The sequence below is a fragment of the Paenimyroides ceti genome, from assembly GCF_030409925.1.
In genome coordinates this window covers 3,202,489-3,229,160 of sequence record NZ_JAUFQU010000001.1, presented here as the reverse complement: position 1 = coordinate 3,229,160, position 26,672 = coordinate 3,202,489, and the positions used below count along the sequence as shown (strand labels likewise).

Below are 26,672 nucleotides of genomic sequence, written 5' to 3'. Positions count from 1 at the left end.
TATAGTATATAATTGTTTAATGGACAAAAAAACATATTTATTTAAGAAAAACAAAACTTATTTTTCGTCTAATTGCTTTATTGGAGAAGGTAAATGTATTTTGTCTTTGATAAACTTAGGCTCTTCTGTGATAAAGGCTTTTGACATTATAATAAAGCCGAATAATACCAGCAATACGCTGCTTATCTTTTTTACTTTGAGAATGTTTTTTGGAGTCAGTTTTTTACGCAGTTGTTTTGCCAGAATAATTTTAATGATATCTGTAACGAGGTAAGCGCTTATTACAAATATAAAAAACTGTATCAGTCTGTTGGTATGCATTTCCATTTGAGGACCAATGGTAATGATAATAGCCAGCCAGAATCCCAAAACTCCTACATTGATGAAATTCAATAAAAATCCTTTGAGAAATAAACTGAAATAGTTTTGCTTATAATCGGGTGATTCTATGTGTATCTCCGTTTTATTCAGTTTTTGAAGTTTTACAAAAGATATAATTCCATAAGTAACCATAATTGCCCCTCCGAAAAGAAACAGACCCGGCTCGTCTTTTATTTTACTGATCAGTTTGAAACTACTGAAATAAGCAATGGCAATAAAACAGATATCAGCTAAAATGACACCCAGATCAAATGTTAATGCTGCTTTAAATCCTTTTGTAAGACTGGTTTCAATAAGTATGAAAAAAACCGGACCTATCATAAAACTAAGAAAAAAACCTAAAGATATGCCGGTAAAAAAATCGTCCATAAATGTTTTTTAAAAATAAAAGCTATCGGATAGCTTGTACGTATTTTTATACGTGCAAGTTACAATTTTTAATGGTAAATAAAAACCCGGAATTCTAATACCGCATCAATGGGCGAATCCGAAATATACACTCGTGCAGATGATGCCAATTACAACAACTGTAATAAAGATGTATAGAAGATCTTTTTCCAGAATAAAAGAGATGAGTGATAAAATCAGTCGTATGAAAGGTGTCAGAAAAAGCAAAAAGATACCTGAAAAAATGATCGCTTCTCCCTGAAGATTTTTTGCTCCGGATACCGTTTCTGAAAGTACGGCAAAAATGCTCTGGTCATTTTCGACAAAATGTTCGTAATGAACGGTTTCATGTCCGTGATTGATAAGGTACAAGGCTCCGCCGGTGAGGGCTATAATTAAAACCAGCCATACACCATATTTTAATACGGCACCTATTATTTTTTGTAAATCTTTGTCTGTAAATGTCATTTAAATATTTCCTTTAATCCCGTTATAAATCATGTTTATCGCAAGGAACAAAATGATAAACGCAAAAAAGACCCTGAGTTTTTTCGGGTCTGCAACCATTAATATTTTAGAGCCAATCATGGCACCGATAAGTACCCCGATCATTACCGGTAAGCAAATACCGGGCTCTATATATCCTTTTTGTATGTAAATTACCGAGCTTGCCAAAGCGGTCACTCCCATCATAAAATTACTGGTAGTGGTAGATACCTTAAAAGGAATTCTCATGATGGTATCCATCGCAATTACTTTAAAAGCTCCGGAGCCGATACCCAAAAGGCCTGACATCATACCTGCCAATCCCATCATGCTGAATCCGCCGATGACATTTTTTGTTCCGTAGGCAACTTCTTCACCTTTTTTTACAGGATAAGTGGAGGGCAGTTTTAATTTTACGGCAAGTGAGCTGGATTCTTTTACCACATGTTCTTCTTTTTTTCGCAAAGAATTTACAGCTGAAAAAATCAGGGCACCACCAAAAATTACAGCAATATAAGAGCTTGGAGCTACAGTTGCAATCAAAGCTCCCGCAACAGCTCCTGCTGTGGTGGCAATTTCTAAAAACATACCAAGCCGCATATTGGTTATCCCTTCTCTTACATAGGCTGCGGCTGAACCGGAAGAAGTAGCGATTACCGAAACCAATGCCGCTCCAATGGCGTAATGTAAATCTACCCCGAGTAATATTGTCAGAAGTGGAATAACAACAATGCCACCGCCTAAACCCGATAGTGAACCTATGATACCAGCCGTAACTGCACCCAGAAATAAAATGATTGTAAATGATAAAATAGTCATACGCAGTTTCTCCTATCCGTTATTTCTTTTTGATGACACCTCCGGCTGTTGTTTTTTCCTTAACAATTTCCGGATTTCCATAAATAGTAATAACTCCGCCGGCTCTTGTAGTGGCTATAATACTTTTGATTGCTTTTACATCAATAGTTCCTCCGGCGTTAATAGTAGCTTCGACCTTTTGAGCGTTGAGATCACGACTTTCAAAGATAGAACCTGAATTGTTGACCACATCTAATTTTTCAGTTGTCCCGGATAACGTTATCTGTCCTCCTGTATGCAGACTGGCAATGATTTCCTGTGCATTCATCTGTTTTAATCTGATATGTCCGCCCAGTTTTGCTGAAATTTTTATGGATTCTGTTTTAAAAACTTTTTCATTTTCAATAAGAGAGCCGCTTTCAGCATCTATCTTTTCTAAATTTTTGTAGAATACCTTTACATAGATATCTGTATTGCCGTCAATGAGTTCTTTAATAGTGTTCTTTACAACCAAGCGTCCTTTTTTATTGACAAGGCTAATGCTCTTTTCATCTACTTCTCGGATTTCTACTTTTGCTTCATCAGAAGGAATCAGGGTTATTTTGATTCCTTTCGCTGATTTTATTTCTGTAAAATCACCTACATTTTTTACCACTTGTGCATTACAAAAGCTAATGCACATCAATAATACCGCTATATAAAATTTCTTCATGTGTTATTCTTTTACCTGTTTTATTAAAGTGAAATCTAATTGTTTTTTTACCAGATCGGCATTTTTAACTTTTACAATTACCTCATCTCCCAGTTGCAGAATGTTTTTACTTACTTCTCCTACAAGAGCATATTGTGTATCATCAAACGTATAATAATCATCTTTGATATCGCGAATACGCACCATTCCTTCACATTTATTTTCAACAATTTCCACATATATTCCCCATTCGGTAACTCCCGAAATAACCCCTAAAAATTCTTCATCTTTGTGATCTTGCATGAATTTTACCTGCATGTATTTGATACTGTCCCTTTCTGCATTTGCTGCCAGATTTTCCATTTGTGAACAATGAACTGCTTTTTCTTCCAGTTCTTCCTGACTTATGGTAGCACCTCCGTCAAGATAATGTTGCAGCAGACGATGGGCAATAACATCCGGATAACGTCTGATCGGTGAGGTAAAATGCGAATAATAATCGAATGCCAATCCGTAATGGCCAATGTTTTCAGTAGAATAGGCTGCTTTGCTCATGCTTCGAATGGTAAGGGTATCTACCATGTTTTGTTCCTTTTTGCCGGAAACATTAGTAAGCAGTTCATTCAGCGATTTGGAGATGGTATCTTTTGATTTAAAATTAATACTGTAACCAAATTTATTGATGACCGATTGCAGGTTAAATAATTTGTCCTGATCCGGTTCATCGTGAATGCGATAAATAAATGTTTTCTTTTGTTTGCCAATAAATTCAGATACTTTTCTGTTAGCCAATAACATAAATTCTTCGATAAGGTGATTAGCGTCTTTAGAAATCTTAAAATAAACTCCGGTAGGCTCATCATTTTCGTTGAGATGAAATTTAACTTCCACTTTATCGAAAGAAATTGCTCCGTTTGCCATACGTTTTGAACGCAGTATTTTGGCAAGTTCATCCATTTTCAGAATAGCATCCACTACAGGCTGTTCAATTTTCTGTTCTTCGCCGGTAAGAGAAATTTCTGCAGGAATGGTATTGCTTTTTGTTTCAATAATCACTTGTGCCTCTTCATAAGCAAAACGTTTGTCCGAGTATATTACTGTTCTTCCAAACCATTTATTCACGATTTCGGCTTTATTATTCAACTCAAATACAGCAGAGAAAGTATATTTTTCTTCATGAGGTCTGAGGGAACAGGCAAAGTTGGAAAGTACTTCCGGTAGCATTGGTACTACACGGTCAACCAGATAAACAGAGGTAGCACGTTGATAGGCTTCATCGTCTAATATGGTACCTTCCTGTAAATAATGGGCAACATCCGCAATATGAATTCCGATTTCATAATTTCCGTTTTCCAACACCTGAAAGGACAAGGCATCATCGAAATCTTTCGCATCGCGTGGATCAATCGTAAAGGTGAGTACCTCACGCATATCTCTTCTGCGTTTGATTTCTTCCTCACTGATAGAAGTGTCCAGTCGTTGTGCAAATGTTTCTACTTCAATAGGGAAATCAGTCGGTAATCCGTATTCAGCCAGGATGGCATGAATTTCAGTGTTGTGCTCTCCAGGTTTTCCAAGCACTTTAATAACCTTTCCATACGGATTATTTGCTTTTGCCGGCCAATCGGTCATTTTTACCAGAACAACATCACCATCTTCTGCATCACCTAATTTTTCTTTTGGAATAAAAAGATCGACATACATTTTAGGATTGGCAGAGATCACAAACGCAAACTTTTCATGCATTTGAATAACCCCGACAAATTCATCTTTTTTACGCTCTAATACTTCAATTACCTCCCCTTCAGGCTTTTTACCTCTTCTGCGGTTATAGATATAGACCTTTACTTTGTCTCCATGGAGCGCTTTGTTAAGGTTGTTGGTTGGAATAAATACATCATCTTCCAGCATTTCAGAAATAAAATAAGCTGTTTTACGGGAAGTCATATCCAATGTGCCTTCAACATAATCCGTTTTCTCAACGATCTGGAACTTACCCCGGTCAACTTCCTGAATCTTTTCTTTAGAAGCGAGATATTTCAGCTCTTTGATGATTTCATTTCTGCTTTTAGTATCATCTACTTCAAAAGCAGCTGCAATTTGTTTGTAATTATATGATTTTGTGGAGTTTTGTGCTAAGAGTTTTAATATTTTTCCGGAAAAATCTTTTCCCTTTTTTCCAGGCTGTTTTATTTTTTTATTCATTCTGTGTTTATTATCGACAATTAGCCGAATTAATTTTATTTAAAAGTACAAAATATTCTCATTAAATAATGTTAAGCAAAATTTAAGAGATTTTATAAGCGAATAATGAAGCTCTTGATACATCTATAATTGGCACAAAGAATCTTTTTTTAAAACAGCTTTTTGAAACTTTAATAGAAAAGATATTGTGTAAAAAACTAAATGAAAGATAAGGTACTCTATAGCATGTATATCGAATAAATAATTTTATTTTTGTAGAGATATAAAATCATTTTTTTATGAAAATAGCTATTGGAAATGACCATGCAGGTCCGGAATATAAAAAAGCAATTGTTGAAATGTTGCAAAAGAAAGGATATGAAGTGGTCAATTATGGGACTGATTCATTCGATTCTGTAGATTATCCTGATTTTGGACATCAGGTAGCACAGGATGTTGAAGATAAAAAAGTAGATTTTGGAATTGTTATCTGCGGAAGCGGTAACGGGATTGCCATGACAGCGAATAAACATCAGGGAGTACGTTGTGCATTGTGTTGGACAACAGAAATTGCTTCTTTGGCCCGCCAGCATAATGATGCCAACATCATTGCTATACCAGCTCGTTATACAGCTGTAGTACAGGCGGTAGAGATGGTTGAGACATTTCTAAAGACAGCATTCGAAGGCGGAAGACACGCAAACAGAGTCAATAAGATTGCCTGTATGTAGTGCAGACAAGAAATCATAAAAAGGAACACTTATGCAATTTGTATAAGTGTTTTTTTTTGACTACATTTTAATAAAAAAAGAATATGAAGATTCCGTCTGCCCAGCAATTAAAAAGCATCGATAAACAGACTATTCTCAAACAGGGAATTGCTTCATTCGACCTTATGGAAAGAGCTGCCCGGGCTGTATTTGAAGCGATTAGGGAAGATATTCTCTCTAAAGCACCGGCTACTTCTTTTACAGTTATCGCAGGCTCCGGCAATAATGGTGGGGATGGTCTGGCTTTGGCAAGAATGCTATTTCTCTCGGGGATTACAGTACAGGTTTATTTATATAAGAAAGAAACCTACAGTGCTGATAATTTGTATAATCAGCAAAAGTTAGCGGAACTTGGTATTAAGATGGAATATTTTGATCTGTCTGATCAATTATCCTTTGACAGGAATTCGGTTCTTGTAGACGCTTTATTCGGATTCGGACTTACACATGCTTTATCTGAAGAGTGGCGCGGCATCACGGAACAGATCAATACATGTAAAAACGTAATTTCCGTTGATCTTCCGTCCGGACTCAGAGCGGATGGCAAAACAGAAAAAAGAAATCCTGTTGTACGGGCACAGATGGTGTATACTTTTCAAGTTCCAAAAGTAGCTTTATTACTTCCGCAATCGGCAGATAGTATGGAACAATTTCAGGTGCTGGATATCGGGCTTGATGAAGAAGCGGTACAAGAAGTGGAAACGGATGTTTATTATTATACGCTTTCTGATGCTAAAAAGGATCTCAAAAAGAGAAGAAAGTTTGATCATAAAGGTACGTACGGTCATGCTTTGATAGTTGGCGGCAGTTTTGGAAAGATTGGTGCCGCAATGATGAGTACAAAATCCGCTTTAAAAACGGGTTGTGGTATGGTCACTGCTTATATACCAAAATGTGGATATACGGCTTTTCAGAGTTATTTTCCGGAAGCTATGGTGTTGACGGATGCTTACGATGACCATATTACTTCTTTTCCTTCTGTGAATTTATACAGTGCAACAGGCATTGGTGTAGGAATGGGAAAAGTAGAAGAAACCGTTGCCGCTTTTGTTTTGTTTCTGAAAAAAAAGAAAGATACAAGACTGATTCTGGATGCAGATGCTATAAACATACTTTCAGAAAATCCTGAATTGTTTGATCTTTTGCCTACAAATACCATACTTACGCCTCATCCAAAAGAATTAGAACGTCTGATAGGAACATGGACAAATGATTTGGATAAGATAGAAAAAGCTAAAGGCTTCTGCGCTAAATACCATTGTATTTTACTTATCAAAGGCGCTCATACCTTGACCTTATTGCCATCGGGTAAAATGTATTTCAATTCGACCGGAAATGAAGGGATGGCCACTGCTGGTAGCGGAGATGTACTGACCGGAATCCTTACTTCTTTACTGGCTCAGGGATATGCTGCTGAAAAAGCAGCTGTATTCGGTGTGTTTTTACACGGACTGGCAGGAGACCATGCCAAAAAGCAGTATGGGGCACAGAGTATGACGGCTACAGATATTATATCACATCTGTCAGATGCTTACTTCACTATATCCGATTCCGATATCACCTTCTGAATACAAAAAGTAAAAGAAATAATTGAAAGGCAATGATAATATAAAAACTGATTTTAAAAGAAGTTTTTTTTGTTTTATGCCTGAAATGCTGCATGCCAAGCCATGAACCAAAGCTTCCTCCCAAAGCACTTGCTATCAGAAGATTTTTTTCTGAAATACGCTTTCTTCCCTTTATCGCCCGGTCTTTGTCGATATGAAAAAGGCTATATGCAATATAATTAATGATGATTATATAAAGAAAGAAGTATTTCATGTGTTTTAAAAATGATGACAAAGGTAGTATTTTAGCATTTTATTTAAAATTGATGATGAATTTAACTTCCTATATTCAGCAAACTGTTGTTACAAGTCCGAAAAATATTGAGCAGACATTACAGTTATTAGCAGAAGATTGTACGATTCCTTTTATTGCCCGCTATCGTAAAGACCGGACAGGCAATCTTGATGAGGTAGCTATCGAACAGATTGCCAAACAAAAACAGCAATTTGATACTATTGTAAAAAGAAAAGAATCAATTCTGGCTTCGATTGAAGAGCAGGGAATGCTTACTGATGTGTTGGAACAAAAGATAAAAAACAGTTTTGATCTGAATGAACTCGAAGATCTTTATTTGCCTTTTAAAAAGAAGAGAAAGACAAAAGCTGATACGGCACGTGAAAACGGATTGGAACCTTTGGCAAAAATGATCATGTCACAAAAAATAGAGGATGTATATACAGTGGCCTCTAAATATAGAAATGAAAAAATAAACTCTGAAGAAGATGCCTTACAGGGAGCAAGAGACATTATTGCGGAGTGGATCAATGAAAACGGTTATCTGAGAAAAGTAATAAGAAGAAAATTCCAAAGAGAATCGGTTATTACTTCGAAAGTAGTAAAAACTAAAAAAGAAGAGGAAAGTGCACAGAAATTTAGTCATTATTTTGACTGGTCTGAACCTCTTTATAAAACCGCTTCTCACCGGCTTCTGGCTATGCTACGGGCGGAAAATGAGGGATTTGTAAAGATAAATGTAGCCATTGAGCCCGTTGATGCGATTACCTTTATGGAGGAAACGGTGATCAAAACAGAGAATGAAACGGCTGCTCAATTGCGTATGGCTGTAGCTGATGCGTATAAAAGACTCCTGGCACCCAGCTTGTCTAATGAGGTTTTGCAGGAGGCTAAACTCAAAGCAGACAAAAACTCAATCGGTGTTTTTGCCGATAACTTATCTCAACTTCTTTTAGGTGCTCCTCTCGGTGAAAAAAGAGTTCTGGCAATAGATCCGGGTTTTAAAACAGGCTGTAAAATCGTTTGTTTAGACGAAACGGGCGGGTTATTGTATAATGAGACTATTTTTCCACATGCACCGCAGAAAGATACAGCGATGGCGATGAAAAAAATCCGTTCAATGGTTAATTCCTATAAAATTGAGGCCATTGCTATCGGTAATGGTACAGCGTCCCGGGAAACAGAATTTTTTATAAAAAAGATTGCCTTTGACAAACCCCTACAGGTTTTTGTAGTGAGTGAAGCAGGGGCATCGGTATATTCTGCTTCCAAAGTCGCCAGAGATGAGTTTCCCAACTATGATGTTACAGTACGTGGAGCTGTTTCTATCGGCAGAAGATTACAGGACCCTTTGGCTGAATTGCTGAAAATAGAACCTAAAGCTATCGGAGTAGGGCAGTATCAGCATGATGTAGATCAAATGTTACTCAAAGAAGAATTGGATCAGGTAGTAGGGCGTTCTGTAAATGCAGTGGGTATCAATCTCAATACCGCAAGTAAATCCTTACTGAGCTATGTATCGGGTATCGGAGAAAAAATGGCAGAAAATATTGTTGCGTATCGCAAAGAACATGGTACTTTTTCTAATAGAAATGAATTAAAGAAAGTAAACCGGCTTGGAGAAAAAGCTTTTCAACAGGCAGCTGCTTTTGTAAGAATTAAAAACGGAACGAACCCTTTAGACAATTCTGCAGTACATCCGGAAGCCTATAAAGTTGTTGAGAGAATGGCGAAAGACCTAAATGTTTCTTTAAAAGAATTGATTGGAAACAAACAATATATCGAAAAGATTGATAAACAACGGTATTATACGGATGATATCGGATTACTTGCGATAGAGGATATTCTCAATGAATTGGAAAAACCGGGATTGGATCCGAGAAAATCTGCTAAAATATTTGAGTTTGATGCTACTGTAAAAACGATTAATGATCTTAAAATCGGACAAGTTTTGCCCGGAATCGTCAATAATATTACTAATTTCGGATGTTTTGTGGATATTGGTATTAAAGAAAGCGGATTGGTTCATATCTCTAAACTCAAAGCTGGTTTTGTAAGTGATGTAAATGAAGTAGTAAAACTACATGAACAAATTATGGTAAAGGTAACCGATGTTGATTTGGGAAATAAACGCATACAGTTGAGCATGATATTGTAAATAAAAGAAACAGGATGAGGAATTTTTAAATAAGATTCCTCATTTTTTTGTAGAATTCCACAAACGTTAAGCGGTTGTTAATTTGTTGGTTTACAGTTTTTTATTTCTTGTTTTGCTGGGGTTTTAATATAAAAAGGATGTTAAAATAAAAAGGTTTGATAATGAGGCCTTATTCTTGAATTTTAAAAGGATGAAATTAATCCATAAAAATTATATAATCATGAAAAAGGTATTTTTAGCAACATTGGTTTTTGCAGGAGCAACTACTTTTGCACAGGCTCAGGAAAAGAAAGAGATGAAAACAACTTCTCAAAATAAGGAGACTGCTACGGAAACTACTGTAGAAGCACCCGCTCCTCCAAAAGCAGAGCATCATCCTCAAAGAATTCAGGAGGCTTCAAAGCCACAGCAAGAGCCACAAAAGGTGATAGCCCCTGCGCCTGTACCTAAAGAGCAACCAAAAGAACCAAAAGTTCAAGGAGCTAAAAAGTAAGTTGAGGTCTTTTTCCACAACAATTTAATTCAGGTGAGTAAAACAGGAACAGTTTTTAAAAATCTGAAAAAAGCGAAATTAATATAACTTATTGTAATTCAGTTATTTGTGTTTTTTTGCTTTATTTGGCATTTGAATTGCACTATTGATAATAGCTAAGAAAAACAAAATGGTATAAAAACCATTTATGAAAATATTTGAAAAGGAAAGAAAGTAGTGTTTTTATTATGTTTTATAAGGGAAATGCCCATCTAGAAATAGATGGGTGTTTTTTTTCCATTAACTCAGAAATTATTCTTCTGTTGATTTGTTTGCTGGGTTTGTAGTCTGTTGTGCCTTAGAATTCTCTTCTTTTGTAGCATTTTTAAACTCCTTTATCCCGTTCCCTAATCCTTTCATTAATTCAGGAATCTTTTTTCCTCCAAAAAGTAGCAAAACCACTACTATTATAGGAATTAATTCTGTAAATCCTATTCTACCCATTATTGATTGATTTTATTAAAGTTATTGTTTGTTTTCAGTATCTTTTTTTGAAGCAGGGTTTTGATCCTCTTCTTTTGTAGCGTCTTTGAATTCTTTAATTCCACTTCCTAATCCTCGCATTAGTTCAGGGATTTTCTTACCACCGAACAATAGCAATATTACTGCGATGATTAATACTATATTCCATGGACTAAGCATCCCTAAAAATACCGCTAATGAATTCATACTAAACATATTTATATTATAATTGTACAAAGATAAAACAAAAAGGATTCGCAACAGAGTTAAGATTCTATAATTTTAACACAACCTTATCATAAATATAAGTTGACGCGTTTTTTGATGAAACAAAATGGATATTTCATATCTTTGTTTTTATTTGGAAAAAGTACGTAATTACCAACGGTTGTTCTTTTTTTATCAACAGAAAACAGTATGTCAATTAAATCTTTTTTTGCGAAAATTTATGCAAGATCCGTCTACAAGAAAGCAACAAAATGGATGCAAAATCCGGTCGAAACACAGGAGAAGGTTTTTCAGAAACTTATAAGTGAAGGTGCTTCAACGGTGTTTGGAAAAGATCATTTATTTTCGGAGATCAATGATCATGCTGATTTTTGCAACAGCGTCAACATTACAGATTATGAAGGTTTAAAGCCTTATATAGAAAGAGTTGTAAAAGGAGAAGAGAATATCTTATGGGAAGGAAAACCGATTTACTTTGCCAAGACTTCCGGAACAACTTCCGGAGCAAAATACATACCCATTACAAAAGACTCAATTCCTAATCATATTGATGGAGCAAAAAACGCTTTGTTATTTTATATCCACGAAACCGGAAAAACGGATTTTGTCAACGGAAAAATGATTTTTTTACAGGGAAGTCCGGTTTTAGAAGAAAAGCACGGAATAAAGTTTGGAAGACTATCGGGAATAGCGGCTCATTATGTGCCATCTTATCTTCAAAAAAACCGACTGCCAAAATGGGAAACCAATTGTATTGAAGATTGGGAAACCAAAGTAGATGCAATTGTAAGAGAAACCCAGAAAGAAGACATGAGGCTAATTTCGGGAATTCCCTCCTGGGTACAGATGTACTTTGAAAAATTGGTTCAGGTATCGGGAAAACCAGTCGGAGAATTGTTTGCCAACTTTGATCTGTTTGTTTACGGTGGAGTTAATTATGAACCTTACCGTACAAAGTTTGAAAAACTTATCGGAAGAAAAGTAGATTCTATAGAGTTGTTTCCGGCTTCTGAAGGATTTTTTGCTTTTCAGGATTCTCAAAAAGAAAAAGGAATGCTGTTGCTATTGGATGCGGGAATCTTTTATGAATTTGTAAAAGCAGAGGAGTTTTTTAATGAAAATGCCCGTAGATATACCATAGGTGAAGTAGAACTGCAGGTAAATTATGTTCTGATTATTTCAACCAATGCGGGTCTTTGGGCGTATAATATCGGAGATACCGTAATGTTTACGAGTCTTGATCCGTATAGAATTGTAGTTACAGGCCGTATCAAACATTATATTTCTGCATTTGGAGAACATGTAATCGGAAAAGAAGTAGAACTGGCATTGCAGAAGGCATTGGAAAATACAGGCGTAATTGTAAATGAGTTTACTGTAGCACCACAGGTAAACCCTGAAACAGGATTGCCTTATCATGAATGGTTTATTGAATTTGAAAAAGAGCCTGAAAACATGGAATACTTTTCTTTGGCAATTGACAATGAATTGCGTCAACAAAACGTTTATTATGATGATCTGATAAAAGGAAATGTTTTACAGGTGCTTAAAATAAAAAAGGTGCCCGTCAATGGGTTTCAGGAGTATATGAAATCGATTGGAAAACTGGGAGGACAGAATAAACTGCCCCGATTGTCTAATGACAGAAAGATTGTAGACCAACTAAAAACAAAAAAATAATGCTGAAGATTTGCCGTGTATTTCTGTTATTTGCTTTTCCTGCCTATGCACAGGTTGGCGGTACAGTGGTCGATGGTGAAACAAATGAGCCGATACATTATGCGAATGTCTGGAATAATGATGCATCAGCAGGCGCTACAACTAATGTGGAAGGTACCTTTGAGGTAAAAAAAGCAGTTGAAAATGATGTGTTTATTGTAAACGCATCCGGATACGAAACTCTTTTGACAAAAGCATTAGAAGGTGATACTATCCGTTTGGTAAAAAATCATGTGATGAAAGATGATCTGATTGTGTATCCGGAAAAAACATTACACCATACGATCGGAGATGCACACTATGAAAATTTGTATTTTAATCCGGGTAATATACCATGGATTTATGCGAAGTTTTTTGAAAACACGTCAGAAATCAGACATGTGCAATACCTGAGTAAAGCTATTGTTTATACCAAAAGTATTGTCAATGATGCGACTTTTAAACTCCGGATACTGAAACCTGATGCCGATGGCTGTCCCGGAGAAGACCTCATTGTTGAGCCTATTATTGTTCATGTAAAAAGAGGCAACAAGAAAAATATTGTTGACCTTTTGTCCTATAATGTAAAGATGCCTGAAAAAGGAGTTTTTATTGGAGTTGAGTGGCTCATGACTGATAATAACAGGTTGAAGACCATGACGTATGTGAAAGGACAGGAACTCTTTGAAGATTATCGCTATGCCCCTGATCTCATCAGTAATACGGTAGAAAAATCTTCTGCCTTTAGGTATATGTTCGGAGACTGGTTCAGCAACGAACAATTTATACAACAAAAAGAACCATTAAAAGAAATAAAAACATATATTGATCCGGCTATCGGATTGATTTTATCAAATTAAATAGAATGAAAGAATTAAAAAATATATCAAGAACACGATCACAGGAATCATCTGCTGCGATTGAAAGAATTTATATTACCATGCGCCATCTGTTTAACAGAGGGTTTTATAAGCCAATGGGTGTTTCCGGAGAAACATTAAGAGAAGCATTGTTGCAACTGCGACCTGAAATTTACGGATCTATTGCTGATGAAAAAGTAGAGCTAAATGGTCTGTTATATGTAATAGAGCGTTTGCCGATTGGGATAGAGGAATGCCGTTTTATAAACCTGACTTCAGATGAAGGGTATTCAGAATCGCATTTCAAAGCAATCGTGCCGCCAAAAAGACGCAGAAATTGTTATCGTATTGACGATGAACAAATGAATATAGAAATTACGAGAGGGCGATCAGATATCTATGATGTACTCACGCATCTTACCTTTATTTTTATAGAGTCGCACAAAATCAAGAATCGTATTTTTATTGAAGATGAAGAGAAATTCTCCAGAGACTGGCAAAAGCTTGAACAGGCGGTTTTAAAAGAGGACATGCTTGAGCAGAATGAAAAAGAAGTCGCTATTTCGCATGTTTCTAATATTCTGGGAAGAACATTTTCTGAAATAAACTCTATATATGATCAGTTTGCCGTTTTAGAAAATCCGGACCGTTTTTTACATATTATTTATTGGTTAGGGAAGCTTGCGATTGATGAAGTGGTGTATAATAATAAAAGAACAATTACTTTCAGTCCTATTTTGAGAGAGCGTCTCGGACATCATATTTATGGTGAAATCTGGGCAGATAATATTAAAAATGCTCTGAAAGAACTGAATCTTTTACAACGCCCGATTCATATTATCAGTGCGAATATGCACAGTGTGATGAATTCTATCTTTGCCGTTCCGGTACTGAAATCCAGACTGAAAGATAAGATTGATATTGAGATTTATGAAGAACTGAGCAAGTCTGAGAATGATGTATTGAGAAAAGTAGTCAAAGAGCGCGCAGACCGGGAAGGAATGTTGTTTTTACCGGATACGTCAGGTACCAACATCGATGTGCAGTTATTTGATACAGCGAAGATCGATCCGGAGACTTCCACTCTCGTGCACGCTTTAAAAGGAAAACCTGACGAAGAAAAACCTGTTATTATTGTTATGGATTATGCCTTCGGAGAGCAGGCTTATGAAACGATTGACGAGCTGCTTAAACCGTTTAAAAAAGATGTATATTTGAACGTTGAATCTGTATCTATTATGGGTAAAGCCGGAATTCTGGTTGGAGACAAAGGAGATATTATGATTCCGTTTGCACATATCAATGAAGGGACAGGGGATAATTATCCTTTTGAGAATGAGTTGAAACCGGAAATGTTTGAAGGACATGGTATTCCTGTTTGTGGAGGAACAATGATTACTGTTTTAGGAACTTCATTGCAAAATAAAGATCTGTTGAAGTTTTTCCATGATTCTACATGGAGGGTGATAGGTCTGGAAATGGAGGGAGCTCATTATCAGAAAGCAATTCAATCTGCTTCCAAGATCAGAAAGAGCATCAATCCGGATGTAAAAGTACGTTATGCCTATTATGCATCGGATAATCCTTTGGAAACCGGAAGTACGCTGGCATCGGGCGGATTGGGATCAACAGGTGTAAAACCAACGTATTTGATTACTATAAAAATATTGGAACAAATTTTTAATACTCTCTAAAAATATGAGCGAACCATTTGATGTTAAGAACACTATCCCTCAAGAATCAGAAGTTGACCTTCAACATTTTTCTAATAGGATAAACGGTTTTTATGACCGCTTTATTTATAATATCTATCGCTTATTTCGATTTTTGAAGAGAAATAAATTTGTTGTATTGATTCTTTTACTTATTGGAGGAATTCTTGGCTTTTTTAGCGATCAGTCAAATGATGACCGATCTTTGAACGAAATATTGGTAGTACCCAATTTTAATAGTGTTGAGTATTTGTATAATACGGTAGAAACGTTTGATATAATTGGTTTTAATAATGAGTTGAAAGCATCTGATAATAATGAAGTGCTATACAACATTAAGATAGAACCGGTTTATGACGCCTATAATTTTATTATTAGTGATCGTACACATTTAAAGGCTTTTGAAATATTGAGTGATCGTTCTATAGATTTAGAGAAATATTCAAAAAGTAAATTAGCGTCTAAGAATTATAAATTTCATCTTCTGAAAATTTATACAAAAGGCAATGGTAACACGACTGCTTTGGTTGATAGAATATTAGAGAAGATGAACAATGATAGCTATTTTAACAAACGCAAAGAAATTGAAAAAGTAAATACGTTGAACAAACGTAATGAACTGGCAAAGTCAATTGATTTAATCAATGGTATGTTTCAACGTTTAGGAGAAGAACAGAAAACCAGTGACTTGTCTTTAAATTCTTACAATCAGGTTGGAGATGTTTTAGAAATTAAAGAGGACCTAATTCGTCAGGTAAATGCTACTGATGTGCAATTGATAGAGCAGGATAAAATTATATATGATGCCTCGCGAATTATGAACATTAAGGTTACGTCTTTAATTCCTAATATTATACTCTTTCCTTTCTTGTTTCTTGTTTTATTTCTTATATATGGTTATCTAAAAAGTAAATTTAATCGATTAAAGACAAGCTTCTAATTATGGTATAGTGAGTCAGACAAAACACTCCCTTATTAATTTTATAGTACATGGCGCCGGACAAATTGTAAACCTGTTAGCACCATTTATAGTCATGCCTTATATTATTAAGGTTTGTGGTGTCGAAAATTGGGGTAAAATAGGTGTAGCTACTTCTTTATTTATTGTTCTTTGTTTATTGATTGAGTTTGGTTCTAATTTAATAGGTGTAAAAGAGGTAAGTGCCTATAGGAGTGCAACAAATTATCTGAAAAAATATATAGGTACTTTATATGAATATAGAATGTTTAGTACCATCATTTTATTGGGAATTTGTATTTTTACTTTCTTAATACTAAACGTTGAGGCGGTTTTTTATTTTGGATTGTTGAGTTTAGTTGCCCAGCTTTTTAATCCGATATGGTTTTTTCAAGGGTTAGAAGATTTTAAAACCATTAATAAAATCATTATCATCTCTAAAGTTCTGTATGTAGTACTCGTTTTTATATTAGTAAGAAAAACAGAAGACTATGTATATGTAGTCGGTATCTTAGGTTTCGCAAATACATTGGTGTATGCTTATTATTATAGTAAAATTCCCAAAGTATTCAGTACTTCACAAAAGCGGTTGTTATCATTTGTGAAAAAAAATCAGGCAATAGTCATTTCTAATTTTGCGATTACTTTTTATTCTAATGCACCCGTATTTATAATCAGTATTTTTTTAGGAGATTTTTATACAGGAATCTATAAAATATCGGATATGATCATTACCGTTTTTAGAAGCTATTTAGGCGTGTTTTTTAACGTAAGCTATCCGAGATATTGTTATTTACTACAAGAGAAATGGAGTGAAGGCATACGATATATTAGAAAAATAACGGGTTTCAATATATTATTTTTAGGCTTTGTCACAACGTTATTGTTTTTGCTATATATAGTTGGAATCGATTATTTTAATATAGAAACATCTTTAAAAGAAGGACTTTCTTTATCTAAATATTTATGTTTTTTACCGATCATTATTGCATTAAATATTCCATATTATCAGACCTTATTGTATTTTCATAAGACAAAAACATTGGTAAACTTTTCTTTATTTGGTGCTATGGCAATGTTCGTGTTAGGAACATTACTAACATGGAAGTTTCACTTAGAAGGTACAATTGTTAGCATTTATATCGTTGAAATGTTTATTACATTGGCTATGTTTACAAAGGGAAAACCATTATTAAATGCAAAGTAAATGGTGCATACATTTGTTATATTATTAAACTACCACGGAAGTGAGGATACTAAAGCTTGTATAGATTCGCTTTTAACTCTGACCAATGCTTTAACGATTGTAGTGGTAGATAATTCCAATGGTTTAGAAGAATGGGAAACGCTAAAAGCGTATGCAAAATTTGTTGAAGTACCTTTTCTTTCATTTGAAGAAGGAATCACATCTAAATTTTCGAATGAAAAAATAGTGTTCATTAAAGCACAAAAAAACAGAGGATTTTCCGCGGGAAATAATATCGGTATTTCTTTTGCGTTGCAACAAAAAGCAGCATCCCATTTATGGATATTAAACAATGATACCATAGTGTTGCAAAATACCCTCACAGCATTGATAAAACAACAGCAACAGCAGCCTAAAACAATATTAGGTTCAAAATTGCTCTATTTCCATGACCCCAAGATTATTCAGGCTGTTGGAGGCGTATTTAATAAAAGGTATTATATTTCTGAACATATTGGAGAAGGATTATCGGCTGAAACTCCTAAATCGGAATTGCCAAAAATTGATTATCCTGTCGGAGCTTCTATTTTTGTTTCGAGAGACTTTGTTGAAACGGTTGGTTTATTGGATGAGAATTTCTTTTTGTATTATGAAGAATTAGATTGGGTGTACCGAGCAAAAGAAAAAGGGTATATTGTTGACTGGTGTGAAGATAGTGTGGTATATCACAAAGAAGGAGCCAGTATTGGTTCTTCATACAAAAAGAAGAAGTCTTATTTTTCTGAAGTAGCTTTATTTAATAGCAGACAGAAATTTGTAAAAAAGCATTTTGGTTTAAATACTATGTTTTACTTTGCTACGTTACTCTTATTAATAAATCGCTTGCGTAAAGGACAATTAAAGCTTGTGATGACGATATTTAAAAACACCATACATGGCAATTAACAAGCAAGTTCTCATTTATTTTGTGGTTTTGTTTGCCGCTATATATCAGGATTTTCCGCTGTATAATCTCATCGGAGAGATAGGACGATCACCTATTTTTTTAATGGCACCGTTGATGTTGGTGTACATCTTTTCAAATAAGCGGATCGGAATCAGTATTTATGCCCAGCACTATATTAAATATTTGTTGTATTTGTTTCTGATTTCCCTCATTTTTCTGGTTATATCTTATATACATAATGATTCTTTTGAGGTATTGGATGAAAATATAATTGTAAAAACGATTAAAATGAGTATTTACCCAATAATCATTTTAATCTTATACCAATTTGTGTATTCATACATCAATAATAATTTTAATAATATTACAAACCTATTTACAGCTACTTATCTGATACAGTTGTTTTTGACTGGATATATCACATTAGAAATTTACTTTTTGAAAAAGGCCACTATTTTTCTACCTTTTTTACATAGTTTACCTCATAAATACTGGCGGGTTCGTTTGTTAACTCCTGAAGAAAGCTGGACAGGTACCATACTTATCTTATTTATTTTTATGCCGGTTTTCCTGGTCAATTATGTTAAAGCAACCAAATTCTTTAAGACGACTACTTATATAATGAGTATGTACTTATTCTTTTCGTATGTATTGGTAAGCGAGTCTAAAGGATTTCTTTTACTGGCATTGTTGTCTATATTACCCTTGACGTTTGCATACATTAAGAAAAATAAATATCTGAGAGGGTTATTATACGGTTTGATAATCATTTTTGTGATAGTAGGTATATTTGTAGGTATTACCTTAAAAGAAATTATCCTTGATCAATTAACAACGAGTGGTACTTTTGGTACCCGCTTATCTTCTGTTTTTACATCTGTTGTTGTTTTTGGGATGAGTATTATAGGAGTTGGATGGAGCGGTTTTGTAAATTATTATCCGCAAGTATTAGAATACATTTTGGAGCATGGTTATTTTGACCAGTTTAATTTACAGGAAATACGATCCTATCTTTCCACAACCAAGGCGTTATCTACAAAAAGCGAATTTTTTGACCAACTGATGTATGGAGGTGTTTTTTATTTGTATTTCTTTTATCAGTTTTTTATCAAGCGGTATCTGCAATTGTCAAAAAAACAAAATTTGGATGTTTATTTTTTAAGAATCCCATTGGCTTTTATGATTATGGCAGGAATTGTTTACATTACTTTTCATGTAAAATATGAATTATGGTTTTTCTTAGCCATGCTTGATGTTTTCCAACAAAGACTTAAAACAAAAGAACCTGATGCAGCATAAAAAAATATTAATAGTTTCAGGTTTTACGCCATATCCGGCCAATTTTGGCGGAGCTATAGACGTTTGGGAGCGCATTAAAGGATTGCACCAATTGGGATGGCAAGTGAGTTTACTGGTTACAGATAAAGCGGCTCCAAAAGCAGCAGCATTATCTGTGATAGAAAAAAGGGTATCAAACTTTTATTATGTTGAAAGAAAAAACAGAGCCATAGACATGCTTGGTACTTTACCATTACAAGTACGCAGCAGAGAAAAATTAGAAAAGGTATTAATAAATGACAGCTTTGATGTGGTGTTGCTGGAAGGCGAGTTTTGCTTACCCATTATCAAAAACAAAAGTATTCACTACAAACATTTGGTGATCAGAGTACACAATAATGAATCGGCTTATTATAAAGCATTGGGAAAAAGTAGTATTTCTATCAAAGAAAAATTGTATTATAGTATTGAGGCTGGGCGCATTAAAAAATTTACGGATTGTGCTTTTAACAAAGCAGATCAGTTATGGTTTATTTCTCAGGACGATTTAAAAGAATCAGCATATAAAAAAAAGGGTGTTTTTATGCCTTTTCCTATTAATGAAGAAATGGTACCTGCTTGTATAAAAGAAACCAAAACAATATTATTCATGGGATCTTTGTTCATGCAGAATAATTTGTATGGGTTAGATTGGTATCTGAAAAAGGTACATTTTCATTTATTAAAATATCCGGATTATAAACTCGTAGTAGTTGGTTCTACCAAAGGTAATGATACAGAACTTCGGAGAAAATATAAAGATCACGAACGATTAGAACTGTATTTTAATCAAACAGATTTAAAGCCTTTTTATGATGGAGCTGTTGCTTTTATTAATCCTATGTTTCATGGAAGTGGTGTAAAGGTGAAATCTATCAATGCTTTGGTAAACGGATTACCATTAGTAAGTACTGATATTGGTTCTGAAGGTATCGGACTGACGAGTGATATGTTCTGGATTGCCAACGATGCTGAAACTTTTCTAAGTCAGATAGAAGAACTATTTGGTAATACTCAACGTATTGTGCGTGTTAATAAGGCACAAGAGCATCTGAAAGAAACCCGTTATCTCACTATTTTAGCAAAGCAATTAAATGAAATGGAGTAAACTATATACCTTTAGTACGTTAAGTTTAGGCTTATTTCCGATTGTAAAACTTAACCATTACAGCCTGTTAATGATGATATGGGTGTTGATTTCACTATATATCACGATAAAGAATAAAACCTATAAAAGCATCAGTAAAAAGGATTATGGATTAATAGGTATCATGAGTTTCCCTTTTGTTGCTTTAATAATCTATCTGCCATTGGCGATCGATTATAAGACAATGGGAAATTTACTAAACCGAAGTCTGCCATTTTTGTTATTTAGTTTCTTTTTTCTACTGAATTATAGTTTCTTTTCTAAACAAATGCTAAGAAGAACTCTGGCCGTTATGATTGTAGCTACTGTGATGGTAGTGCTAAAGTCTTGGAACAGTATTTTTTCTGAAGGATTCGGAACATTATGGCGTGAAAATTCCTTTTATAATCCCACGTTCAGAAATATTTTTCAGAATACTACTCATATTCATTTGCCGTATTTAGGACTTATTTGTGTTTTTGCTTCTCTGATACTTGTGTACCAATGTTTCAATGTTCGCAGAATAAATTATATCTCAATAATTACCATTATATTCTTACTATTCAGTGTTTATTTATTCTCTGCACGTATGGCATTGATTTGTTTTTTTATAGGATTTTTAGGTATAGTAATACGGGAGCTTAAATCTTTTATGGCTAAAGTAACGGTGTTTGGGAGTATGATATTACTTATTGGAGTAGCTTTTTTGTATACACCGATGAAAGAGCGTTATCACAATTTGGTTGAGTGGAAAGCACAACTTCCCAACAAAGATATGCAGCCACATGAAGTCAATTATCGATACGCAATTCTGCATTGCACACAGCATGTTTTAAACCAACATTGGCTTATGGGCGTAGGTCCGGATAACGTACAAAAAAGTTTAAACGATTGCTACAAAAGTTTTGATTATGTTGGCTATGATGATTTTCAAACACAAACCTACAATTCGCATAACCAGTATTTTGATTATTGGATGAAATATGGTATAATTGGACTCTTGTCTTTTGTGGGATTTATAGGTTTCTTTATTATCAAAGGTTCTTATTACCACAAATTATTTATTTTATTATTTGCGATTAATTTGTTGACAGAAAATTTATTTGACCGCCAATTAGGAGTGGTTTTATTTACATTATTTAATGCTATTTTTGTAGTAGTTAAGAAACAGCGATTTGAAAAAAGTTTTAGTAGTTGATTGGTTAGACAAATATGGTGGAGCTGAGCGTGTCATTACCGCCTTACAAAAAGCGGCAAATTTTGATCATCTCTATGCACTCGTAAATGTGATGCAACCGGATGATTTGAAAAAAATAAGTCCCACACCACTAAAAGTAACCACTACTTATTTAAACCGTTTTGGAACAGCTTTCAGGACAATGTTTTTTTTGATGCATCATGCTGTTGAAACTATAAAAGTTCCAGAAGAGGTTGACCTCATTGTTTCATCATCACATGCTGTAGCTAAAGGGGTTAAAAAATCAGCAAAACATCAGGTACATATCAGCTATTTTCAGGCGCGCAATTTTAAATATATCTGGGATGATCAGTTTTTATATTTTGGTCGTGCTACTATTTTATTACAACCATTGATTCGCTTTCTTCAAAGAAAAGATGTCAAACAGGCACAAGCCCCCGATTATATCATTGTAAATTCTAATTATGTAAAAAAATGGGTGGAAGATAGGTATAAAAGAATTGCAAAAGTTATATATCCACCAGTAAATTTACAGGCGTTTCCATTAGAAGTACAGAAAGAAGATTATTATGTAGCAGTTGGACGTTTGGTTGCTTATAAACATTTTGATGTCATCGTAAAAGCGTTTGTACAATCTGGTAAAAAACTTGTTTTAGTAGGTGATGGTGCACAAATGAAGGCTTTGAAATTTATGGCAACCGATAATATTATCTTTACAGGATTTGTATCTGAGCACAAAGTTTATGAATACATCAGCAAGGCAAAAGCCTTTATACATGCAGGTATAGAAGATTTTGGCATTGCTGCCGTTGAAGCTCAATCATGCGGTACTCCTGTGATTACATTTGAAGAAGGCGGAATGTTAGAAACCATTATTTCAGAAAAAACGGGACTTTTCTTTAAAGAGCGGACGCCGGAAATGCTCAATCAATGTATAGAAAAATTTGAAAACTATACATTTGATTATGCTCTGATACACCAGCACGCACAACAATTCTCGGAAGCACAGTTTCACGATAAAATGCAACAATATATTTCTGAAGTAATGAAAAAATAGCTTTAAAAGCCGTTAATTATTATGTAATTTTACAAAGTTCGAAACAGTATGATGAAAAAAATACTTATTACAGGGGCAGCAGGGTTTTTAGGATCCCATCTTTGCGATCGGTTTATCAATGAAGGATTTCATGTAATAGCAATGGATAACCTTATTACGGGAGATTTAAAAAATATTGCCCATCTTTTCCCTTCCGAGCATTTTGAATTCTACCATCATGATGTTACCAAATTTGTACACATACCCGGTAAACTCGATTATATATTGCATTTTGCCTCCCCGGCCAGCCCGATTGACTATTTAAAAATTCCGATACAAACATTGAAAGTCGGTTCTTTGGGAACACATAATCTGCTCGGTTTGGCAAGAGTAAAAAAGGCACGTATACTCATCGCTTCAACTTCAGAGGTATATGGAGATCCGTTGGTACATCCACAGACAGAAGCCTATTTTGGAAATGTAAATACCATAGGTCCCAGAGGGGTCTATGATGAAGCAAAACGTTTTCAGGAATCCTTAACTATGGCCTATCATTCTTTTCACGGTTTGGAAACAAGAATTGTTCGTATCTTTAACACCTACGGTCCGCGAATGCGGCTAAACGATGGAAGAGTAATTCCGGCTTTTATGGGACAGGCGTTGAGAGGGGAAGATTTAACTGTTTTTGGAGATGGTAACCAGACACGATCTTTTTGTTATGTAGACGATCAGATAGAAGGAATTTACCGATTGCTTATGAGTGATTATGCCTTACCTGTCAATATTGGAAATCCGGACGAAATTACCATCAATGAATTTGCACAGGAAATACTCAAACTTACCGGAACGGATCAGAAAATAGTATACAAACCATTACCTGAAAATGATCCGTTGCAGCGTCAACCGGATATTTCGAAAGCCAAAGAGCTTTTAGGTTGGGAACCAAAAATAAAAAGAGAAGAAGGGATGAGACTTACATATAATTATTTCCAGTCCTTATCTGATCAGGAGTTATTAAAAGAAGAACACAAAGATTTTACTAAATATATCAACTAAGTGATAAAACAAGTCGGCAGATATTCAAAATACCTCAGGCCTTTTACGGTGTTATTAGACCTTGTGCTACTCAACCTGATAGCGGGTATCATCTTGCCTTTCGGATACATTTCTCCACCGTTTCATGTATTTGTTTCTGTCGTTTGGATCGTATTGAGCTGGATTACTAAATATTACGATATTTATCGTTTTACCAAGCTTATACAGATTGCGAGTAAAGTATTGAAACAGTTTGCATTATTTACTATTTTCTGTTTTGCGTATATTGGATTCATATCCGGCTATATAGCTCCACTTTCTCTATTGTCCTATATAGCCATTACCTTTGTCTGTATTACATTTCTTAAATATGCCATTTTCTCGGGGCTCAAATATTTCAGAAGACATTTTAGAGGCAACCAGAGAAAAGTGGTCATCATTGGTCAGGATCCGATATCCAATCAACTGGCAACTTTTTTTCATGAAGAAAAAGATTACGGGTATGATTGTTTAAGGCAATTTCCAATAACAGAACTTGAAGAAGCACTCCAATACTGTAGAGAGGGAGTAGATGAAATTTATCTTTCCCTTAATAAAATAGAAAGCAAACAAATAAAAAGAGTCATCTTATTTACAGATAACTTTTTTATGAACCTCAAGTATATTCCTTCAAGAAAAGAAATATTATCGAACTCTGCTAAAATTCAGTATTACGGATTTATTCCTGTAATTCCGGAGCGTAAAACACCTTTGGAAATCTATTATAATCGTCTGATAAAACGCACATTTGATATCATATTTTCTATTTTTGTAATTGTATTTGTCATGTCCTGGTTGTTTCCCATTATCGCCATTCTGATAAAACTGGAATCCAAAGGACCGGTATTGTTTAAACAAAAGCGAAACGGTATTTATTTTGAGGAATTTTACTGTTATAAATTCCGGTCTATGATTGTCAATGTTGAAGCAGATACACATCAGGTAATAAAGAATGACAAACGCATAACGAAACTGGGGGCTTTTCTCAGAAAATCGAGTATAGATGAAATGCCTCAATTTTTTAATGTACTTATTGGCAATATGTCGGTATGCGGGCCGAGGCCTCATATGGTGAACCTGACCAATAAATATGTAGAAGAAGTAGAACGGTTTAAGCTGAGACATTTTATAAAACCGGGAATTACCGGAATGGCGCAGACACATGGGTATAGAGGAGAGATAGAAAGTCAGCGCGATATCATTAACCGTGTAAAATATGATGTTTTCTATATTGAAAGCTGGTCACTGTTACTCGATCTCAAAATCATCTACCTTACAGTAAAAAATGCTGTAATGGGAGATAACAAAGCATATTAAAAATGAATATAACAAACACACAACAAATATGAATATTCTTCTTTTAGGTTCAGGCGGCCGGGAACATGCATTGGCATGGAAAATGCTCCAAAGCGAAAAGCTTTCCAAACTCTTTGTAGCACCAGGAAATGCAGGAACCGGTAGCATTGCACAAAATGTAAACATAAATCCGAATGACTTTCAGGCAGTAAAAGAAACCGTTCTTTCTTTTGAGATACAAATGGTAGTAGTGGGTCCTGAAGATCCTCTGGTAAAAGGAATTTATGATTTTTTTAAAAATGATCCGGAGTTGCAACATATACCTGTCATTGGGCCTTCAAAAAGAGGAGCTCAGCTGGAAGGTAGTAAAGAGTTTGCCAAAGAGTTTTTAGTAAAGCACAATATTCCAACGGCCCGTTATGAAAGTTTTACGAAAGATACCGTAGAAGCAGGAAAAGAATTTTTGAAAACCCTTACTCCACCTTATGTATTGAAAGCGGATGGTTTGGCTGCAGGAAAAGGAGTTTTGATTTTAAATGAACTGAATGAAGCGCAGCAGGAGTTAGAAAATATGCTTGTAGATGCTAAGTTTGGAGATGCCTCTTCAAAAGTAGTGATCGAAGAATTTCTTGACGGAATAGAGTTAAGTTGTTTTGTTCTCACAGATGGTAAATCGTATAAACTGTTACCAACAGCTAAAGATTATAAACGAATCGGAGAAGGAGATACAGGTTTGAATACTGGAGGTATGGGAGCCGTATCGCCAGTGCCGTTTGCAGATGCAGAACTGATGCGCAAAATCGAAGAACGCATTGTAAAACCAACTATTGATGGATTACAAAAAGACCAGCTCGATTATAAAGGGTTTGTGTTTATCGGATTAATCAGAGTAGGCAATGATCCGTTTGTAATTGAATATAATGTGCGTCTCGGAGATCCGGAAACGGAAGTAGTACTTCCGAGAATACAATCTGATTTAGTAGCGCTTTTTGAGGCCGTTGCAGCTGAGAAATTAGATCAGGCAACTCTTGAAATTGATCATAGAACAGCTACCACGGTAATGATGGTTTCTGGTGGATATCCCGAAGATTATGAAAAAGGTAAAACAATCACAGGAATCGATACAATAGAAGATTCATTGGTTTTTCATGCAGGAACTGCTTTGAAAAATGAAGAGATTGTTACTAATGGAGGTAGAGTTATTGCTGTTACTTCTTATGGAAACGATTTTAAGGAAGCTTTAGAGACTTCTTATAAAAATGTAGCGAAGATAGATTATGACGGTAAATACTATCGAAAGGATTTAGGATTTGATTTATAAAAAAAAGCAGGTTTATTAAAACCTG

The 26,672-nt window shown here is 34.9% G+C and carries 25 protein-coding genes; 17 read left to right on the top strand and 8 right to left on the bottom strand.

Annotated features, from left to right (window positions below):
* Positions 1-57: 57 nt before the first annotated feature.
* From QW060_RS15830 to rnr, 5 genes are all read right to left on the bottom strand, one after another.
* On the bottom strand, positions 58-750 hold the full coding sequence (locus QW060_RS15830) for a LysE family translocator (protein WP_290364431.1): 693 nt from the start codon (positions 748-750) through the stop codon (positions 58-60).
* Between the two features lie 105 nt (positions 751-855).
* Positions 856-1,236, bottom strand: a complete 381-nt coding sequence (locus QW060_RS15825) for a DUF1634 domain-containing protein (RefSeq protein WP_290364430.1) — start codon at positions 1,234-1,236, stop codon at positions 856-858.
* Positions 1,237-2,073, bottom strand: a complete 837-nt coding sequence (locus QW060_RS15820; RefSeq protein ID WP_290364429.1) for a sulfite exporter TauE/SafE family protein — start codon at positions 2,071-2,073, stop codon at positions 1,237-1,239. It abuts the gene before it with no gap.
* A gap of 19 nt (positions 2,074-2,092) precedes the next feature.
* Positions 2,093-2,764 (bottom strand): head GIN domain-containing protein, encoded by a 672-nt coding sequence (locus tag QW060_RS15815; protein ID WP_290364428.1) that lies wholly within the window; start codon positions 2,762-2,764, stop codon positions 2,093-2,095.
* A gap of 3 nt (positions 2,765-2,767) precedes the next feature.
* On the bottom strand, positions 2,768-4,948 hold the full coding sequence (gene rnr / locus QW060_RS15810; RefSeq protein ID WP_290364427.1) for a ribonuclease R: 2,181 nt from the start codon (positions 4,946-4,948) through the stop codon (positions 2,768-2,770).
* Positions 4,949-5,226: 278 nt separating this feature from the next.
* Between rnr and rpiB the strand changes: the two genes are divergently transcribed.
* Both rpiB and QW060_RS15800 read left to right on the top strand, forming a co-directional pair.
* Positions 5,227-5,658, top strand: coding sequence for a ribose 5-phosphate isomerase B (gene rpiB / locus QW060_RS15805; protein ID WP_290364426.1), 432 nt, complete (start codon positions 5,227-5,229; stop codon positions 5,656-5,658).
* An 83-nt stretch (positions 5,659-5,741) separates the two neighbouring features.
* Positions 5,742-7,265: an NAD(P)H-hydrate dehydratase gene (locus QW060_RS15800; protein ID WP_290364425.1), complete on the top strand. Its 1,524-nt coding sequence runs from the start codon at positions 5,742-5,744 to the stop codon at positions 7,263-7,265.
* Here QW060_RS15800 and QW060_RS15795 read toward each other — a convergent pair.
* On the bottom strand, positions 7,255-7,518 hold the full coding sequence (locus QW060_RS15795; protein WP_290364424.1) for a DUF1294 domain-containing protein: 264 nt from the start codon (positions 7,516-7,518) through the stop codon (positions 7,255-7,257). The genes QW060_RS15800 and QW060_RS15795 overlap by 11 nt on opposite strands.
* Positions 7,519-7,573: 55 nt before the next feature.
* Here QW060_RS15795 and QW060_RS15790 point away from each other — a divergent pair, with 55 nt between their 5' ends.
* On the top strand, positions 7,574-9,697 hold the full coding sequence (locus tag QW060_RS15790; RefSeq protein WP_290364786.1) for a Tex family protein: 2,124 nt from the start codon (positions 7,574-7,576) through the stop codon (positions 9,695-9,697).
* Positions 9,698-9,917: 220 nt separating this feature from the next.
* On the top strand, positions 9,918-10,190 hold the full coding sequence (locus QW060_RS15785) for a hypothetical protein (RefSeq protein ID WP_290364423.1): 273 nt from the start codon (positions 9,918-9,920) through the stop codon (positions 10,188-10,190).
* 291 nt (positions 10,191-10,481) lie between these two features.
* Here the strand turns inward: QW060_RS15785 and QW060_RS15780 are convergent, their stop codons facing one another.
* Both QW060_RS15780 and tatA read right to left on the bottom strand, forming a co-directional pair.
* A complete protein-coding gene (locus QW060_RS15780) occupies positions 10,482-10,673 on the bottom strand; it encodes a Sec-independent protein translocase subunit TatA/TatB (protein WP_290364422.1) in 192 nt (63 codons plus the stop codon).
* A 21-nt stretch (positions 10,674-10,694) separates the two neighbouring features.
* The gene (gene tatA, locus QW060_RS15775) at positions 10,695-10,898 is read right to left on the bottom strand and encodes a twin-arginine translocase TatA/TatE family subunit (protein WP_290364421.1); all 204 of its coding nucleotides are present in this window, start codon (positions 10,896-10,898) and stop codon (positions 10,695-10,697) included.
* A 210-nt stretch (positions 10,899-11,108) separates the two neighbouring features.
* Between tatA and QW060_RS15770 the strand changes: the two genes are divergently transcribed.
* Genes QW060_RS15770 through purD form a run of 13 tightly spaced genes read left to right on the top strand, consistent with a single transcriptional unit; the run spans position 11,109 to position 26,647 of the window.
* Positions 11,109-12,599 (top strand): GH3 family domain-containing protein, encoded by a 1,491-nt coding sequence (locus QW060_RS15770; RefSeq protein WP_290364420.1) that lies wholly within the window; start codon positions 11,109-11,111, stop codon positions 12,597-12,599.
* Positions 12,599-13,477, top strand: a complete 879-nt coding sequence (locus QW060_RS15765; protein ID WP_290364419.1) for a carboxypeptidase-like regulatory domain-containing protein — start codon at positions 12,599-12,601, stop codon at positions 13,475-13,477. The genes QW060_RS15770 and QW060_RS15765 overlap by 1 nt, the downstream gene beginning before the upstream one ends.
* 5 nt (positions 13,478-13,482) lie before the next feature.
* Positions 13,483-15,171, top strand: coding sequence for a DUF6909 family protein (locus QW060_RS15760; RefSeq protein ID WP_290364418.1), 1,689 nt, complete (start codon positions 13,483-13,485; stop codon positions 15,169-15,171).
* A gap of 4 nt (positions 15,172-15,175) precedes the next feature.
* Positions 15,176-16,129: a hypothetical protein gene (locus tag QW060_RS15755; protein WP_290364417.1), complete on the top strand. Its 954-nt coding sequence runs from the start codon at positions 15,176-15,178 to the stop codon at positions 16,127-16,129.
* Between the two features lie 10 nt (positions 16,130-16,139).
* Complete coding sequence (locus QW060_RS15750) at positions 16,140-17,354, top strand: oligosaccharide flippase family protein (RefSeq protein ID WP_290364416.1); 1,215 nt, start codon at positions 16,140-16,142, stop codon at positions 17,352-17,354.
* The gene (locus QW060_RS15745; RefSeq protein WP_290364415.1) at positions 17,355-18,278 is read left to right on the top strand and encodes a glycosyltransferase family 2 protein; all 924 of its coding nucleotides are present in this window, start codon (positions 17,355-17,357) and stop codon (positions 18,276-18,278) included.
* Entirely contained in the window at positions 18,268-19,578 is a 1,311-nt protein-coding gene (locus QW060_RS15740) for a hypothetical protein (protein ID WP_290364414.1), read from the top strand. The genes QW060_RS15745 and QW060_RS15740 overlap by 11 nt, the downstream gene beginning before the upstream one ends.
* On the top strand, positions 19,532-20,704 hold the full coding sequence (locus QW060_RS15735; protein WP_290364413.1) for a glycosyltransferase: 1,173 nt from the start codon (positions 19,532-19,534) through the stop codon (positions 20,702-20,704). Before QW060_RS15740 ends, QW060_RS15735 begins: the two co-directional genes overlap by 47 nt.
* Positions 20,691-21,920: an O-antigen ligase family protein gene (locus tag QW060_RS15730; RefSeq protein ID WP_290364412.1), complete on the top strand. Its 1,230-nt coding sequence runs from the start codon at positions 20,691-20,693 to the stop codon at positions 21,918-21,920. The genes QW060_RS15735 and QW060_RS15730 overlap by 14 nt, the downstream gene beginning before the upstream one ends.
* Positions 21,898-22,977 (top strand): glycosyltransferase, encoded by a 1,080-nt coding sequence (locus QW060_RS15725; RefSeq protein WP_290364411.1) that lies wholly within the window; start codon positions 21,898-21,900, stop codon positions 22,975-22,977. The genes QW060_RS15730 and QW060_RS15725 overlap by 23 nt, the downstream gene beginning before the upstream one ends.
* 51 nt (positions 22,978-23,028) lie before the next feature.
* Positions 23,029-24,012 carry a UDP-glucuronic acid decarboxylase family protein gene (locus tag QW060_RS15720; RefSeq protein ID WP_290364785.1) on the top strand — a complete coding sequence of 328 codons (984 nt, stop codon included), beginning with the start codon at positions 23,029-23,031 and terminating at the stop codon, positions 24,010-24,012.
* Positions 24,013-25,347, top strand: coding sequence for an exopolysaccharide biosynthesis polyprenyl glycosylphosphotransferase (locus QW060_RS15715; RefSeq protein ID WP_290364410.1), 1,335 nt, complete (start codon positions 24,013-24,015; stop codon positions 25,345-25,347).
* Between the two features lie 28 nt (positions 25,348-25,375).
* Positions 25,376-26,647, top strand: a complete 1,272-nt coding sequence (purD, locus tag QW060_RS15710) for a phosphoribosylamine--glycine ligase (RefSeq protein ID WP_290364409.1) — start codon at positions 25,376-25,378, stop codon at positions 26,645-26,647.
* Positions 26,648-26,672: the final 25 nt, after the last annotated feature.

What these genes read in the sequence shown, in the direction of transcription:
- QW060_RS15830 (WP_290364431.1), bottom strand. Translation starts at nt 750, where the DNA reads ATGGACGATTTTTTTACCGGCATATCTTTAGGTTTTTTTCTTAGTTTT.
- QW060_RS15825 (WP_290364430.1), bottom strand. Translation starts at nt 1,236, where the DNA reads ATGACATTTACAGACAAAGATTTACAAAAAATAATAGGTGCCGTATTA.
- QW060_RS15820 (WP_290364429.1), bottom strand. Translation starts at nt 2,073, where the DNA reads ATGACTATTTTATCATTTACAATCATTTTATTTCTGGGTGCAGTTACG.
- QW060_RS15815 (WP_290364428.1), bottom strand. Translation starts at nt 2,764, where the DNA reads ATGAAGAAATTTTATATAGCGGTATTATTGATGTGCATTAGCTTTTGT.
- rnr (WP_290364427.1), bottom strand. Translation starts at nt 4,948, where the DNA reads ATGAATAAAAAAATAAAACAGCCTGGAAAAAAGGGAAAAGATTTTTCC.
- rpiB (WP_290364426.1), top strand. Translation starts at nt 5,227, where the DNA reads ATGAAAATAGCTATTGGAAATGACCATGCAGGTCCGGAATATAAAAAA.
- QW060_RS15800 (WP_290364425.1), top strand. Translation starts at nt 5,742, where the DNA reads ATGAAGATTCCGTCTGCCCAGCAATTAAAAAGCATCGATAAACAGACT.
- QW060_RS15795 (WP_290364424.1), bottom strand. Translation starts at nt 7,518, where the DNA reads ATGAAATACTTCTTTCTTTATATAATCATCATTAATTATATTGCATAT.
- QW060_RS15790 (WP_290364786.1), top strand. Translation starts at nt 7,574, where the DNA reads ATGAATTTAACTTCCTATATTCAGCAAACTGTTGTTACAAGTCCGAAA.
- QW060_RS15785 (WP_290364423.1), top strand. Translation starts at nt 9,918, where the DNA reads ATGAAAAAGGTATTTTTAGCAACATTGGTTTTTGCAGGAGCAACTACT.
- QW060_RS15780 (WP_290364422.1), bottom strand. Translation starts at nt 10,673, where the DNA reads ATGGGTAGAATAGGATTTACAGAATTAATTCCTATAATAGTAGTGGTT.
- tatA (WP_290364421.1), bottom strand. Translation starts at nt 10,898, where the DNA reads ATGAATTCATTAGCGGTATTTTTAGGGATGCTTAGTCCATGGAATATA.
- QW060_RS15770 (WP_290364420.1), top strand. Translation starts at nt 11,109, where the DNA reads ATGTCAATTAAATCTTTTTTTGCGAAAATTTATGCAAGATCCGTCTAC.
- QW060_RS15765 (WP_290364419.1), top strand. Translation starts at nt 12,599, where the DNA reads ATGCTGAAGATTTGCCGTGTATTTCTGTTATTTGCTTTTCCTGCCTAT.
- QW060_RS15760 (WP_290364418.1), top strand. Translation starts at nt 13,483, where the DNA reads ATGAAAGAATTAAAAAATATATCAAGAACACGATCACAGGAATCATCT.
- QW060_RS15755 (WP_290364417.1), top strand. Translation starts at nt 15,176, where the DNA reads ATGAGCGAACCATTTGATGTTAAGAACACTATCCCTCAAGAATCAGAA.
- QW060_RS15745 (WP_290364415.1), top strand. Translation starts at nt 17,355, where the DNA reads ATGGTGCATACATTTGTTATATTATTAAACTACCACGGAAGTGAGGAT.
- QW060_RS15740 (WP_290364414.1), top strand. Translation starts at nt 18,268, where the DNA reads ATGGCAATTAACAAGCAAGTTCTCATTTATTTTGTGGTTTTGTTTGCC.
- QW060_RS15735 (WP_290364413.1), top strand. Translation starts at nt 19,532, where the DNA reads ATGTTTTCCAACAAAGACTTAAAACAAAAGAACCTGATGCAGCATAAA.
- QW060_RS15730 (WP_290364412.1), top strand. Translation starts at nt 20,691, where the DNA reads ATGAAATGGAGTAAACTATATACCTTTAGTACGTTAAGTTTAGGCTTA.
- QW060_RS15720 (WP_290364785.1), top strand. Translation starts at nt 23,029, where the DNA reads ATGAAAAAAATACTTATTACAGGGGCAGCAGGGTTTTTAGGATCCCAT.
- purD (WP_290364409.1), top strand. Translation starts at nt 25,376, where the DNA reads ATGAATATTCTTCTTTTAGGTTCAGGCGGCCGGGAACATGCATTGGCA.